This window comes from Streptomyces sp. NBC_00539, assembly GCF_036346105.1.
Lineage (GTDB): Bacteria > Actinomycetota > Actinomycetes > Streptomycetales > Streptomycetaceae > Streptomyces.
In genome coordinates, this window is the sequence record NZ_CP107811.1 from 6732191 (window position 1) to 6746388 (window position 14198).

General features: G+C 69.1%; 14 protein-coding genes and 1 pseudogene. 10 read left to right on the forward strand and 5 right to left on the reverse strand.

Going from position 1 to position 14198, the window contains the following annotated elements:
• Window positions 1–93: 93 nt before the first annotated feature.
• The 3 genes from OG861_RS30645 (at window position 94) to OG861_RS30655 (ending at window position 2928) form a co-directional block, all read left to right on the forward strand.
• Window positions 94–1122, forward strand: coding sequence for a saccharopine dehydrogenase family protein (locus OG861_RS30645; RefSeq protein WP_329191947.1), 1029 nt, complete (start codon window positions 94–96; stop codon window positions 1120–1122).
• Between the two features lie 52 nt (window positions 1123–1174).
• Entirely contained in the window at window positions 1175–2011 is an 837-nt protein-coding gene (locus tag OG861_RS30650; RefSeq protein ID WP_329191945.1) for an alpha/beta fold hydrolase, read from the forward strand.
• A 125-nt stretch (window positions 2012–2136) separates the two neighbouring features.
• On the forward strand, window positions 2137–2928 hold the full coding sequence (locus tag OG861_RS30655) for an alpha/beta fold hydrolase (RefSeq protein ID WP_329191943.1): 792 nt from the start codon (window positions 2137–2139) through the stop codon (window positions 2926–2928).
• Between the two features lie 43 nt (window positions 2929–2971).
• On the opposite strand, the gene OG861_RS30660 is transcribed toward OG861_RS30655, so the two are convergent.
• Window positions 2972–3769, reverse strand: a complete 798-nt coding sequence (locus OG861_RS30660; RefSeq protein ID WP_330261921.1) for a LysR family transcriptional regulator — start codon at window positions 3767–3769, stop codon at window positions 2972–2974.
• A gap of 71 nt (window positions 3770–3840) precedes the next feature.
• On the opposite strand from OG861_RS30660, the gene OG861_RS30665 reads away from it, so the two are divergent.
• Window positions 3841–4209, forward strand: a complete 369-nt coding sequence (locus OG861_RS30665) for a nuclear transport factor 2 family protein (RefSeq protein ID WP_329191940.1) — start codon at window positions 3841–3843, stop codon at window positions 4207–4209.
• 228 nt (window positions 4210–4437) lie between these two features.
• Window positions 4438–4872, forward strand: a complete 435-nt coding sequence (locus OG861_RS30670) for an ester cyclase (protein ID WP_329191937.1) — start codon at window positions 4438–4440, stop codon at window positions 4870–4872.
• Between the two features lie 141 nt (window positions 4873–5013).
• Here OG861_RS30670 and OG861_RS30675 read toward each other — a convergent pair whose 3' ends face one another.
• The 3 genes from OG861_RS30675 to OG861_RS30685 all read right to left on the reverse strand — a co-directional run bounded on the left by OG861_RS30675 (window position 5014) and on the right by OG861_RS30685 (window position 7677).
• Window positions 5014–5769: a hypothetical protein gene (locus OG861_RS30675; RefSeq protein ID WP_329191935.1), complete on the reverse strand. Its 756-nt coding sequence runs from the start codon at window positions 5767–5769 to the stop codon at window positions 5014–5016.
• Window positions 5770–5926: 157 nt separating this feature from the next.
• Window positions 5927–6760, reverse strand: a complete 834-nt coding sequence (locus OG861_RS30680) for an ABC transporter permease (RefSeq protein WP_329191933.1) — start codon at window positions 6758–6760, stop codon at window positions 5927–5929.
• The gene (locus OG861_RS30685) at window positions 6757–7677 is read right to left on the reverse strand and encodes an ABC transporter ATP-binding protein (protein ID WP_329191931.1); all 921 of its coding nucleotides are present in this window, start codon (window positions 7675–7677) and stop codon (window positions 6757–6759) included. The genes OG861_RS30680 and OG861_RS30685 overlap by 4 nt, the downstream gene beginning before the upstream one ends.
• 232 nt (window positions 7678–7909) lie before the next feature.
• Here OG861_RS30685 and OG861_RS30690 point away from each other — a divergent pair, with 232 nt between their 5' ends.
• The 5 genes from OG861_RS30690 to OG861_RS30710 all read left to right on the forward strand — a co-directional run bounded on the left by OG861_RS30690 (window position 7910) and on the right by OG861_RS30710 (window position 13548).
• On the forward strand, window positions 7910–9085 hold the full coding sequence (locus OG861_RS30690; protein ID WP_330261922.1) for a sensor histidine kinase: 1176 nt from the start codon (window positions 7910–7912) through the stop codon (window positions 9083–9085).
• Window positions 9082–9753: a response regulator transcription factor gene (locus OG861_RS30695; RefSeq protein ID WP_329191927.1), complete on the forward strand. Its 672-nt coding sequence runs from the start codon at window positions 9082–9084 to the stop codon at window positions 9751–9753. Before OG861_RS30690 ends, OG861_RS30695 begins: the two co-directional genes overlap by 4 nt.
• A gap of 724 nt (window positions 9754–10477) precedes the next feature.
• A complete protein-coding gene (locus OG861_RS30700; protein WP_329191925.1) occupies window positions 10478–12337 on the forward strand; it encodes a multicopper oxidase family protein in 1860 nt (619 codons plus the stop codon).
• A 122-nt stretch (window positions 12338–12459) separates the two neighbouring features.
• Complete coding sequence (locus tag OG861_RS30705) at window positions 12460–13044, forward strand: hypothetical protein (RefSeq protein WP_329191923.1); 585 nt, start codon at window positions 12460–12462, stop codon at window positions 13042–13044.
• A 342-nt stretch (window positions 13045–13386) separates the two neighbouring features.
• A complete protein-coding gene (locus OG861_RS30710) occupies window positions 13387–13548 on the forward strand; it encodes a hypothetical protein (protein ID WP_037792689.1) in 162 nt (53 codons plus the stop codon).
• Window positions 13549–13935: 387 nt separating this feature from the next.
• On the opposite strand, the pseudogene OG861_RS30715 reads toward OG861_RS30710, so the two are convergent.
• A pseudogene (locus OG861_RS30715) lies at window positions 13936–14118 on the reverse strand (FAD-dependent monooxygenase); the annotation flags it as partial.
• Between the last annotated feature and the right edge of the window lie 80 nt (window positions 14119–14198).

A 14198-nucleotide genomic window follows, 5' to 3' on the forward strand; every position in this document is an offset into this window, starting at 1 on the left:
CCAGACGCTCGTGAGTGGCGCTGTTCGGCGACAGGATGTTCACAACGGATCACGGCGGAGCAACCGCGGATCGGCGAGTACGGAGAGCAACTCATGGGGTCTGACCGGCAGGTGGCGGTTTTCGGCGCGTACGGGCACACCGGACGGTTCGTCGTGGCGGAACTGCTCGAGCGCGGGTACACCCCTGTGCTGAGCGGCCGTGACGCGGACAAGCTGAAGGCTCTGGCGCACGAGGCCGGCCTGGAGGCCCGTGTGGCATCGGCCGACGACCCGGGCGCACTCGACCGCGCCCTGGCCGGTACGTCGGCCGTGATCAACTGCGCCGGGCCGTTCGCCTCCACGACGGCCCCCGTCGTCGAGGCCGCCTTGCGGGCCCGGATTCCGTACCTGGACGTCGCGGCCGAGATCGAGGCCAACCTCGACACCTTCGCGCACTTCGCCGACCGGGCGCGCGAAGCGGGAGCGCTCATCGTCCCGGCGATGGCCTTCTTCGGTGGTCTGGGCGACCTGCTGGCCACAGCGGCGATGGGCGACTGGACCGAGGCCGACTCGGCTCACGTCGCCTACGCACTGAGCCACTGGCACCCCACCGCCGGCACCCGCCTGTCCGGCGCGGTCTCCCGGGAGCGGCGCGGCGACTACCGCCTCCGCTACACCGGCGGCCAGTGGGAGCGCCGCACCGATGCCCCGCCCGCCCTGGAATGGTCCTTCCCCGCGCCGATGGGATCGCGTGAGGTGATCGGGGAGTTCACCATGGCCGACGTGGTGACCATTCCCAGCCATCTGTCCATCCCGGACGTGACCACGTACATGACCGCCGAGGCGGCCCGCGACGTCGTATCGCCCGACACGCCCGCGCCTGCCGCGAGCGACGAGAGCGGCCGGTCCGACCAGACCTTCCTCATCGACGCCGTCGTCCGATCGGGGGACACCGAACGACGTGCCGTCGCACGCGGGCAGGACATCTACGCCGTGACCGCGCCCCTCGTGGTGGAAGCCCTCGCCCGCGTCCTCGACGGCCGCACCCACGCGGTCGGCGTCGCCTCCGCGGGCCAGATGTTCGACGCCGCCGACTTCCTGCGCGCGCTGTCCCCGCACATCACCCTGGAACTGCGTCCGTAAGGATCGTGGTAGCGGACAGCCCATGACAGCCACTCCCCGAAGGAACCCCGCCATGCCGTACTTCGAGTCCGCCACCGACCGCACCCGCCTCCACTTCGTCGACTACGGCCCCTCGGACGGACCCGTCATCGTCTTCGTCAACGGCTCGTACTTCGGTACCGAGATGTGGGAGTACCAGATGCTGCCGCTGGCGGCCGAAGGCTTCCGCTGCGTGGGCTTCGACCGCAGGGGACACGGCAGGTCCGAAGACGTCTGGGGCGGCTTCGACCTCGACACCCTCGCCGGGGATCTTGGCTCGCTCCTCGATCACCTGGACCTGCGCGAAGTCACCCTGGTCGGGCATTCGTTCGGCGCGGTCGAAGTGGTCCGGTACCTGACCCTGCGCGGCAGCGACCGCGTGGCGCGCGTGGCCCTCGTCGGCGCGATCGCCCCGGGCCCGGCCCGCTCCGCCGACCACCCGCAGGGACTGGACCCGGAGGTGATCCGCGGATTCAACGCAACCTTCCGCCAGGACCGGGCCACGTTCTTCGCCGACGGAGCCGACGCGTTCTTCGCCCGTCACCTGCCCGGCCCGCAGGTGTCGGACGCGTACGTGGCGTACATGGTCGACCGCTGCCACGGGGCAACGGCGCGGGCCGCCAACGCCCTGGGGGACATCCTGCCGACCCTGAACCTCGTCCCGGAACTGGTGAAGATCCGCTGCCCGGCCCTCGTCATCCACGGATCGGACGACGCCTCCGCACCCCTGGCCCTCACGGGCCGCCACACGGCGGACCTGATCCCCGGGGCGGAGCTGCACGTGTACGAGTACGCGGGCCACGGCCTGTTCGCAACCCACGCGGACCGCCTCAACGACGACCTGCGCGCCTTCGCTTCCACCCGCGCCTGACAGCCGAGCCCACGACTGAGGAGTGCGGGTACTTCCGCCCCACCTTGCCGCCGAGACACTCACCTGGACGGCGTCCGCCGAAGGACCGCCACCCAGACACCCCGACCCGAGGAATCCCTGCCGCCATGACCGTCCAGCCCACCCGCGCCGCCCTGACCATCGACGGCCGCACCCTGTCCTACCTCGACTTCGGCGGAGCCGGCCGCCCCCTGGTGAGCCTGCACGGCCACCTCTCCGAGGGGGCGTCCTTCACCGCCCTCGCTGCCGCCCTCGGGCCCGAGTGGCGGGTGATCAGCCCCGATCAGCGCGGCCACGGCGACTCGGACCGCGCCCCCGACTACACCCGCGCCGGCTACGTCGCCGACCTCCTCGCCCTCGTCGACCACCTCGGCATTGACCGCGCGGTCTTCCTGGGGCACTCCCTCGGCGCGTTCAACGCCGTCCACCTGGCCGCCGAACGCCCAGAACTGGTCGAGGCCCTGATCAGCGTCGACACCGCCGTCGACCTCCCCGACCACGGCACGAGCCCCCTTGCCTTCGTCCTCGACTTCCCTTACACCGCGGCCACCCGTGAGGAACTGGCCGCCGCCTGCGGACCTCTGGCCGCCGTCCTCGGCCCCGTGCTGCGCCCGCTGCCCGGCGGCTCCGGCTGGCGGCTGCCGTTCCACCCGCAGGACACCGTCGACTCCGAGAACCTCGTCCACGGCGACCACTGGAAGCAGTGGCTCGCCACCGACTGCCCGGCGCTCCTGATCCACGGGCTGCGCAGTCAGGTCCTGCCCGTCGAGCAGGCCCAGGCCATGTGCTCCAGACGACCCGGCACGATCTACCGCCCCCTGGACACCGACCACTTCGTCCAGCAGGCCGACCCCGAGGGCTTCGCCACCGCGGTCCGGGACTTCCTCGCGAGCATCTGAACCAACGAGGGCCTCGCACACGTTGGCTTCAACATGTACATGCCTAGCCGGCTTGCAGAGCGGCGAGGAGCCGCGTTCGCAGTAGCTGTACGGCTGGGGAGTGCCGGCCCCGGCGGGTGATGAGTCCGAGCCGGGCGTGCGTGGCGGCGTCGGTGAGCGGGACGGTCCGCAGGCCGGTGCCCCGTGTGGAGGACGCGCTGAGAACGGCGGCGCCGGCACCGCGCTCGGCGAGGCGGAGCAGGATGCCGGTGCCCGGGGAGAGGCAGAGGATCTTCTCACCCCGGAGGTCGGAGAGGCGCAGTTCCGTACGGTCGAGAGCGTGCCCGGCCGGGACGACGGTGGTGATCGGCTCGTCGATGACGATGCCCACCTCCAGCCCTGGGACGACGTCACCCGCGTAGCCGATGAGGGCCAGGTCGAGAGAGCCGGAGAGGACTTTGGCCTGGAGGTCGTCGGAGTAGCCCTCGTGAAGGCTGAGCTCGATGCCGGCGTGGGAGCGTCCGAGGTCGGCGACGGTGTCGAGGAAAGCCGGGATCGAGCAGCCCATGATCATGCCGAGACGGACCCGGCCGCGGACGGCATCGGCGAACTCGGCGGCGGTGTGCTGGATGGTCTCGAGAGTGGCGAGGGCGCTCTTCGCAAGAGGGAGAACGGCCTCGCCGGCCGGGGTGAGGCGGACTTGACGGCCGGAGCGGTCGAGCAGTTGCTGACCCAGTTCCGCCTCCAGCTTGGCCACTTGGGTGCTGATACCGGACTGGCTGACGTGCAGGCGATGGGCGGCGGCGGTGAAAGTGCCCTCGTCGATGACCGCGGCGAAGTAGCGCAGCTGGTGTACCTCCATATCCAGAGATGATAGATGTCATCTGATCCATGTGTTGGACGGATGGATCGCGGTGGTTGGAGGATGGAGGCATGACCACGACGAAGACTGCACGAGAGCTTGCCGAGACCTACTTCACCGCCTGGGAGGAGGGCGACTTCGAGGCCTTGCGAGGGTTGTTGGCCGAGGACGTCGACTTCGTCGGAGCGCTGGGAACGGCGTCGGGGGTGGAGGAGGCGCTCGCCGGTTTGAAGGGGCTCGGTCAGGTCCTGGAAAAGATCGACGTGAAGGTGCGGGTGGCGGACGGCGATGAAGTGATCACCTGGTTCGACCTGCACACGAGCGTTGCGCCGCCCACACCGACGGCGAACTGGATGCATGTGGAGGACGGGAAGGTCACCCGGATCCGGGTGACCTTCGACCCCCGCGGACTGCTGGCGGGATTCGAGAGGCACAACTGAACGGGGACGACTCGGGCACCACGTTGATCAAAAACCATTGCGCGCCCCCGTCGCCGCATCAGGCCGTGTTCGCCCTGCCGGCTCGCCGCGCCGAGGTACGCGCACGGCTGCTTCCGGGTGATCGCACACGCAAGCGCGCGTGGCGGAGACGTCGTCTCACGGCGGACGGGCCATGCTTCCGATCCTGTACGCCGGTCCGGCCGTACGAAACGCGCGTAGGGGAGTCCCGTGTCGAGCGAAGAGAACAAGAGGTTGGTTCGCCGCTTCTACGCGGAGATCGACAAGGGCAACGTGGAGGCCATGGACGCACTCGTGGCCGAGGACTACCAGGACCACTCGCCCCCTCCGTTCCCCGGGTTCGGGTCCGGTCGCGAGGGGCTCAAGCAGGCGTTCCGTCTCTTCTGGGAGGCCACTCCCGGGACACATGAGATCGAAGACCAGATCGCGGAAGGCGACAAGGTGGTGACCCGGATGACGGCCCGTGGAGTTCACGAGAAGGACCTTCCCGGCATCCCCGCCACCGGGAACCAGCTCACGATGACGGCGACGGTGATTCACCGCATCGAAAACGGCAGGCTTGCGGAGAAGTGGTCGGACAAGGACCTCCTCGGCTTCCTCCAGCAGCTCGGCGTCATTCCCACGCACGGCGGTACGCCGGAATAACCCGGGCGCCACCACGACCTGGCAGCCCGGGCGAGCCATGTGCGCCGGGCGGCACGAAACAGGGTCCGTCGGCGGCCATGGAGTGTCGGCCCAGCGGTGGAAGGAACGGCCCGCCCCACAGGCGACCCCGCGCGCCCGTCCTCAGTCCTCCGGCCACGTTCCGAGAGCGCGGGCGAGTTGGTCACTCTGCTCCCGGGTGATGCCCTGGGCCAGTCCCGTTCCGCACCGCGGGCTTCCCGGTTCGTCGCAGTAGAGGATGCCGGTGAAGGGTGCCTGGCTGCCGGAGAGCGGTGAGGGGGCCGGCAGCGTCCATCCGGCCGGCTCCCACAGCGGATGGTCCACCAGGAGGGCCCCGACCGCTTTCCGGGCCTCCTCCGCCGGGGCTCCCGTCCAGACCAGTGCGCCGTGGAGTACCTCGGCCGCGTCCGCGGGGAGGTCTTCGTCGCCCAGGGCGGGCAGCAGGAGCAGCAGCCGGGCGTTCGGGTCCTGCACTCCGGGGGCGGCCGGATCGGGGGTGCGGGCGATATGGATCAGTTCCCGCCAGGACAGGCCGGGGCCGGCCTGGTGCCCGTCCAGGGTGGCCAGGTACCCGTCGCGGCCCCAGGACGGATGGGTGATGAGGTACTCCGTCCCCGCGTCCTCCGCCAGGTTGCGCGCCAACACGACCGCGCAGTGGCCGCCGCCGAACGGAACCCGGAAGGCCGGCCACCGTTCCTCGTCCGACAGGGACTCGTAGGCGGAGTCGGTGTCGGCCTCGTCCGCACCGAACCACGAAGGCTCGGGTTCGTCGCCGTCCTCCGTCGAGCACAACCACATCAGGTAGGCGGCCCAGAACCCCGGCAGGGAGAGCAACTCCTCCCCGGGCACGACCGGGTCGGTCTCATATCCACGGATCATCACCAGGCCAGACTGCCAGCCGCCTCGGACATCCCCAGGCCGGCCCCTGCGTCACGAGGACATGCAACCCAGGCGCTCCCGTGTCTCGGCCACATCACGCATCGAGGGCCTTGCCCTGAGCCCCAGGGGCACGATGCGTGCGTCTCGGAGGCACGTGTCACACGTCGCGATGCCGGACGACGACCACCGCGAGGGCGACCGCTGCCAGCGGCCAGAGGGCGTACACGACCCAGGAGCCGGGGAGCGTGGCGGTGTAGCCCAGGGATCCGGGGTCGGGCTCCCAGGTCTCGACCAGGCGGGTCCAGGCGGCCGACACCATCATGTGTCTGGCATCGGCCGACCAGCGGTTGCTCTCCGAGAACATGGTGGGCAGCATCAGCAAGGCGAATACGCTGGTGAGCACGGTCCCGGCGGTATGCCGGAGCAGAACGCCGAGGCCCAGACCGACGAGGGCGCACACCGGAGCCAGCAACGCGGATGCCACCAGCGGCCGGAAGACATCGGGGTGGGTGATCGGAACGCCGGCAGCGCGCCCGTTCAGGATGGCCTGGGAGACCAGGAAGGATCCGATGGAGGCGGCCGTGCCGACCGCGGTCCACAGCACGGCGGTGACGACCGCCTTGGCCAGCACCACCGCGCCACGGTCGGGTACGGCCACGGTGGTCGTGCGGATCATCCCGCTGCCGTATTCGCTCACGACGGTGAGGGCGCCCATGCTCCCGGCGACGAGGATCAGCGTCATGTACCCGGTCGCCGGATAGGCGTCGTAGGCCAGGAAGCCGGCGGGTTCGGAGCCCGCGGCCTTGTCCGCCAAGGTGGCCACGGCGGCGGAACCGGTGACGAACAGGATGGTGAGCGCGAGGGTCCACGGGGTGGAGCGCAGGGACCGCATCTTGATCCACTCAGAGGCGAGCAGGTCACGGAAGCGGGCGGGCGGCTCGGCGAGGGACGCGGCCGCAGTGCTCGCGAGGGCGGAGGCGGGTGTGGTCATCGGGGCTGTCCTGCCTGGTATTCGACGCTGTCGGCGGTGAGTTTCATGAAGGCCTCCTCCAACGAGGCGGTTCGGGTGGTCAGCTCGTTCAGCAGGATCCCGTTCTCGAGGGCGAGCGCGGCGATCCGGTCCGCCGGCAGTCCGGTCACGGCGAGTTTCTCGGCGCCCGCCGATCCCTCCGGCTCGACCGACGCGCCCGCAGCGCTCAGTACTGCGGTCAGCTCGGCTGCCTCCCGCGTGCCGACCACCACGCCGAGGCCGGTGCTGCGGGCCGCGAAGTCCCGTACCGACTCGGCGGCGATGAGCCGGCCCCGGCCGATGACGACGAGCTGGTCGGCGGTGTTCTCCATCTCCGACATGAGGTGGCTGGAGAGGAAGACCGTGCGGCCCTCCGCCGCGAGGCGGCGGAAGAGGCGGCGCATCCAGAGCACCCCTTCCGGGTCCATGCCGTTGACCGGCTCGTCGAACATCAGCACCGGCGGGTCGCCGAGCAGGGCGGTGGCGACTCCCAGCCGCTGCTTCATGCCGAGCGAGTAGCCGCCGATGCGGCGGGTCGCCGCCTCGGCCAGGCCCACTTGGTGCAGCACCTCGTCCACCCGGCGGGGGGAGATCCCGTTGCTGCGGGCCAGGGCGGACAAGTGGGCCGTGCCGGTGCGTCCGCCGTGGACCTGGCCCGCGTCGAGGAGGGCGCCGACGTGCCGCAGGCCGCGAGGGTGGCTGTGGAAGGGGACTCCGCTGACGGTGGCGGCGCCGCCGGTGGGCGACTCCAGGCCGAGGATCATCCGCAGGGTGGTGGACTTGCCGGCTCCGTTGGGGCCGAGGAAGCCGGTGACCTGGCCCGGCCGCACGATGAAGGACAACTGGTCGACGGCGGTCTTGCCGCCGTAGCGCTTGGTGAGTTCATTGACTTCGATCACGTGGACAACCCTGCCGGGAGGGTCCCGTCCGGTCATGGGGCCGTGGGCGGCAATCGTGCGGCCGGGTTCGCCCGTGGGCGTACGCCCACGGGCCGATGCCGCGGGGTCGGTGGCTGGATAACCTCGCGGGATGAACGGCATATCGACCACCCCGTCGCCCGCGCGCGTCGCACAGCACGACGCGGGCACACGGCCGCGGGACGGCACAGCGCCTCGAAACGGCACACCGTCGATGACGAGAGCGAAGGTCATGGCCTGGGTGGGAGGCGTCCTCTACGTCCTCGCGGTGGGTCTGCTCATAGGAGGTGGGCCGCGGGCTTCGGGCACGGTCCACGGCATCGGGGCACTGCTGGCGGCGTGCCTGCTCGTCGGAATCCTACGGAGCAGGCCCATTCTGGCCCTGTCCATGGTGCTCCTCGGATCCATCGCCGTGGTCGTGGGCCCCCCGAGCTCCGCCCGGGTGGACCTGTCGGCTTCGTACCAGGGCCAGTTCCTGCCCTGTCTGGCGGTGGACCTCGCCCTGGCCTTCATCGTCGCCACCCGCCCGCGGCGGGCTTCGACCGTCGCTGTGGCTACGTCCCTCGTCGTCCAAGTCCTGCTCGTCGGCGGCTTCGCGCACGGCGAGGGCATGACAGTCAACCTCGTGATCGCCCTTCTGGCGATGGCCGCGGCCTGCACGGTCGGCCTCCTGAGCCGCGAGCGCCGCGAGCACGCGGTGGAACTGCGCGCGCAGGAGGTGGCTGAGGCCGTGGTCGCCGAACGGCTGCGGATCGCAAGGGAGTTGCACGACATGGTCGCGCACAGCATCGGCATCATCGCCATCCAGGCCGGGGTGGGGAGCCGGGTCATTCAGACCCAACCCGAGGAGGCCCGCGAGGCCCTGCGAGCCATCGAAGCCACCAGCAGAGAGACCTTGTCGGGCCTTCGGCGAACGCTGGTCGCACTCCGTCAAGCTGACCCGGACGCGGCGGCTTCGGGTCGGGCACCGCTCACGCCTTCGCCCGGTCTGGCCGACATCGAACGGCTGGCGACGGCGACGACGGACGCCGGCGTACGTGTGGACGTACGCCGCGGCGGGGAACAGCGCCCGCTGCCGGCCGACATCGACCTGTCGGCCTACCGTATCGTCCAGGAGGCTCTGACCAATGTGGTCCGCCACGCGGGCACCGGACACTGCCGCGTGAGCATCGAATTCGGGGACGGGGAACTATTCGTGGAAATCGTCGACGACGGGCGCGGTGCCACCGAGGGCGGCCCGACCCACGGCTTCGGCATCGTGGGCATGCGCGAGCGGGTCGCCTTGCTGCACGGCCGCCTCAGCGCCGGGCCGCGTCCCGAGGGCGGCTTCCGGGTGGCGGCGCGGCTGCCCTTGCCCGAGCCCACCGGAGTTGCGGTAGGGGCCCGATGACGGCCGCTCCCGTACGCGTCCTGCTGGCCGACGACCAGCCCCTGGTGCGGTCCGGCCTGCGCGTGATCATGGCTGACCAACCCGACCTGGAGGTCGTGGGCGAAGCGGCCACCGGCGCCGAGGCGGTCCAACTGGTCGGGGACGTACACCCCGACGTCGTGGTGATGGACATCCGGATGCCCGGCATGGACGGGATCGAGGCCACTCGACTCATCACCGCCGGTCCGGCGGCCGCCCGCGTCCTCATCCTGACCACCTTCGACGAGGACGACCACGTCTACGGCGCGCTCCGCGCCGGAGCGAGCGGCTTCATGGTCAAGGACATGGCGCTCGACGACATCCTCACGGCGATCCGCGTGGTCGCCGCCGGCGACGCGCTGATCGCCCCGGGTGTCACGCGCCGCCTGATCGCCGAGTTCGCCGGGCGCCCCGAAGCACCTCCGGCACGCTCTCCGCGGCAGCTCGAGGGCATCACGGAGCGGGAACGGGAAGTCCTCACCCTGGTCGGGCGGGGCCGGTCGAACACGGAGATCGCGGAGGACCTCTTCATCACGGTGGCCACCGCCAAGTCCCACGTGTCGCGCCTGCTCACCAAATTGGGTGCCCGGGACCGGGTCCAGCTCGTGATCACCGCCTATGAGAGGGGACTCGTCACGCTGCCCGGCTGAGCGCGTCCGACACCCGCACCGATCATCGGTCCGCTCCTCACACAGCCCCACCGCCGACCGCTCACGACGTTGCCGGGGCTCCGGCAGCCGGGGCCATCACACCGGGATGCATGCCGGCTCCCCCTGCGGAGTGCGCGGGTCGGGCATCGCCGCCCGGACGGACAGGTTCAGACCGAGCCGGCTGGACTGTCCAGCCCCAATCCAGTCAGGGCTGCCGCGACTGGCTTGGTCGTCGGCATGCGATGAGCATGACACGTCGGTGGCGCTGCCATAAATCGGCATCGCGTTGAGGCCAGTCGATACACGGGGTCTACGTCGTCACGTGCAATGTCCTCGTCAGGACGACGGCACTGGTGGCGAAGTCCCCCATGATGGGGGGCCCGCAGCGGTTGCAGTCGGTGACCGGCTGAGAGACGACTCGGGCGCTGCACATCACCACAACGCGACCGACCACACCGGTCACGATGATGTTGTCGCATATGCCAAAAGAATGTGCCCAACAGGTGGCTTTCCCGGATCAGACCGGCGTGCTGCGGCAAGGTTTCGAACCAGTCATGTATCCCTTGGGCGTCACGGCGATGGAAGGCGGGAGACGATGGTCGGGCGCAGGGAATTCCTCATGGCCGGTGGAGCTCTGGGGGGTGCGGCCATGCTTTCCACGGGGTGCTCTTCGAGCACAGGCGGATCGTCGGCAGATCACGGGACGCGCCACGGGGGTCACGGCATGGGCACTGCGGACGCCCCGGTGCCGCAGACCCCTCCCCTGGAGAAGTACGTGGACCCGCTGCCCAGGCCGATGACGGCCGTCCCGGATGTTTCCGCCTACCCGGGCGCCGACTACTACGAGCTCACGATGCGGCAAGGCACGTGGCGCTTCCACCGCGATCTCGGGCCGGCAACCGTGTGGGGTTACTGGGCCACGAACCCGCACGATCCTCACAAGCCGATCGGCATGGGCTATCTGGGGCCGACCTTCAACGTGACCAAGGACCGGCCGACGGTCATCAAGTATCGCAACCACCTGCCGACCACCCATCTGTTCCAGTCCGTGATCGACACCATTCGCAAGGCGGACCCCGAGCTCGCCCCGATTGCACCGCCTCCCTACAAGACCAAACCGCCATTTCCGCAGAACGTCAACGTGTGGAACGTCGTACACCAGCACGGCGGTTTCACAGCACCACAGTCCGACGGCATGCCGCTGCACTCGTTCAGCCCCGACGGAATCCACGCCGAGTCCTATACCACTTTGAACCCGAGCCGGGTCAAACGCAACGAAGCGATCTGCGCCTATACCAACCAGGACCGTTCGTGCATGCTCTGGTACCACGATCACGGCATGGGGATGACCAGCCTCAACGTGTACGCGGGCCTCGCCGGTCTCTATCGTGTGGGTGACCCCGCCGATGAGGGGCTCGGCCTGCCGCGAGGGGAATTCGAAGTCCCACTCATCCTGCAAGACCGGACCTTCAACCGGGACGGATCGCTCGCCTATACGATGGCTCAGCGGGAAGGGGAGGACACCCCGGTCGTCAACGGGAAGGCGTATCCCTTCCTCGCCGTCGAACCGCGACGCTACCGGCTGCGCATTCTCAACGGTTCGAACGAGCGCTTCTGGCGACTGAGGTTCGACGTTCCCAGGGACGTACTGCCTCAGCCCACGTTGCCGTTCTGGCTGATCGGCACCGACGGCGGCTTTCGCACTCCATTGCAGATGCTGAACTTCCTGATCGGGTCAGCCGAGCGGTACGACCTGATCGTTGACTTCGGTCAAATGCCAATGGGCACGAAGATCACATTGAGCAACTACCACGCGCCGGTCCACTACCCCGGTATGCCGGGCCTCGGACCGCAAATCTCGGAAATCATGCAATTCCGGGTCACGAAACCGTTGTCCGGAGGGTCGGACAAGACGACTCCGCCCAAGGACCTCAAACTGCCGGTAGCCGTGCCCATCGTGCCGAAACCGAACACCCGTCGGCGGGAATGGGTCGTGTACCAGCACAAGCTCTTCAGCACCATGACGTTCAACGCGGTGCCGTTCATGGAACCGTCCGAAGACTTCATCAAGGCGGGCTCGTCAGAGATCTGGGAGTACGTCAATCCCAACCATGACGCCCACCCGATGCATGTCCATCTCGTCAACTTCCAGGTCGTGAACAGGCAGCCGATCGATGCAGCCGGCTACCAGGCGGCTTACGAAAAGTGGATCGACGGTGGCCGCAAGCGGGAGGACAGGCCGGTATTGGCCAAATATTTCACCGGCCCACCGATTCCGCCGGACCCGGACGAAGCGCAATCCGACAAGGACACGGTCAAAGCGTATCCGGAGACGGTGACCAGGATCATCAGTCAAGAATTCAGCCCGCCGACGAATCCGATCGCGTCGATTCCGGGCAGCGGAACCGCATTCCCAGCGACGTACGTCCACCACTGCCACCTTCTTGAACACGAGGACGACGACCTGATGCGTCCGTGGACGATCGTGGGCCCTGGTGATCACAGCGGAGACCCCAGCGGCGACCACGGCGGCGACCACGGCGGCGACCACGGCGCTGACGACGACGAAGGCGACGACCTCTGAGGGATCGATCGACCCGCCTGTGCTGGTCCGTTCCCAACGGCCGACAGGTGCCGGAACAGCATTCGTGCCACCACTCGAAATCCGTGCTAGAGCGATGATTCCTCCTGCTGCAGGAGAGGCCCATGAGCGAACCCAGCCCGCGTGAGACCCCGACGCCGGCATCCGCGGCAGCAGGCGATGACACTCCCGCCCCTGGTGTCATCGGCATCGGACTCGCCGTTGTGCTGACGTTCGCGCTCGCCCAGGGCTCGTGGCAGTGGTTCGCCACGTTCATCGGAGTGACGCTCCTCGCGGTGATGCTCGCCTTCCAGCACCGGGCGGAGTGGACGCCGGGCATCCGTTCGGCATACCTGCGCGGCCTGGTCGCCTACGCGCTGGTCGTAGGCCTGTGCGTGGCGCTCGCTCTCGCCCCCCTTCTACAGCGTCAGGCCTGGCTGTTTCCGATGCCGGGCACGCGTCGTGAGTGCGAGCTGCTGGGCAGGTACCAGGCCCTCCAGGCGGAGGCCGCGCTCGGCAACATGACCGGCACTGACGGCGCGGCCCTGGCGCTCGCACAGGAAGTCCAAGCCGGTAAGGCTGTTGCCGAGTGCCTCGCGGCCACGACGACCCTGTGGCTGCCTCTCTACGGTGTGGGAGTGGCAGTGCTGGTGGGCACCGGTGCCTGGTTCCGCGATCGGGCCCGGCACCGCACGGGTCGGGTCGGCTAGCGGCGCCTGGACACGGCGCGGGTTCTGGTCGGCAACGGCGTGATCACATGCAGCAACGCCGATCACCGGAGCCGGCAGCCGGTGGTGCGGCCTGCGTTCCCCCGCGACCAGGTGGGCAGGTACGCCCCGTGATGAGCGACGGCGCCGTGCAGGATCTTCGGGTACGCCGCATGTCGGGCCGCCTGCTCTGGGGGATCATTGTGGCCGCTCGGCCTGTACATGCCCTCGGTGCGGGGAGAGTTGATCGGTTCTCTTGCCCGCCTCGCGCAATAAGAAACGCATAAAATTCGAACGCATGGGTGGAGCGTGGCCGGGCAGTAGGCGGTTCGGAGGTTGATAACTATGGTTCCCCTGCTTCTTGTTCTTCTGCTCGCTCTGATCCTTTTCGGTGCCGGTTTCGCGGTGAAGATCCTCTGGTGGGTCGCCATCGCAGTTCTGGTGCTGTGGCTGATCGGGTTCGTCGCCCGCCCGAAGGGCGGCAGCGGTCGCTGGTACCGCTGGTAGTCGCACACGACAATAGCCAGGAGCTGACACCGCAAGCCGGTGGCCTGCGCCCTTCCCAGGGTGCAGGCCACCGTCATGTCCAGGGCCGGGGCGGAAACCGCTATCGGGTGAAATGGGACGTCGGGGGTATCCGTGAGGTAGCCGGGGCGGTCGCCGTGACACAGCAGGGAACCTGCTCACCTCCAACGATCGACGGCCGTCCCGGCCCCGGTCATGAGGCGGCGGCTTGATGTGAGGCACGGACGGTGCTCTGCGTCGAACCCTTGTCAGCGCCCCGACTGGACTGCCCCGGCAGCATGCCGTGGCCGCCGCTCGGCGCGGCGGAGACTGCATGATGACGAGAGTGTACGGATGCCGCGTCGCCACATCGGATACGTCGAGCCGGAGGCCGGAGAAGTGCACACCCTGCCTGCGGAAGCCACGTTCGAGAAACCGGTCGAGGAGGCCCCGCTGATCGAGCGTCTCCATCGTGCGGATGTGCAGCCCTCCGGCCCGCGACTCCACCGTTCGAGGCTTCGGGAGACGCTCGAGCACATCGATCCCGGCAAGCCCCGGCTCGCACGCGCGCATCAGTCCGGTCGGCCCCGCGCCGACGATCACTACCAGCGTGTCGGTCAAGGTCAACTCCTTGGTCGTCGTTCAGTCGAGCT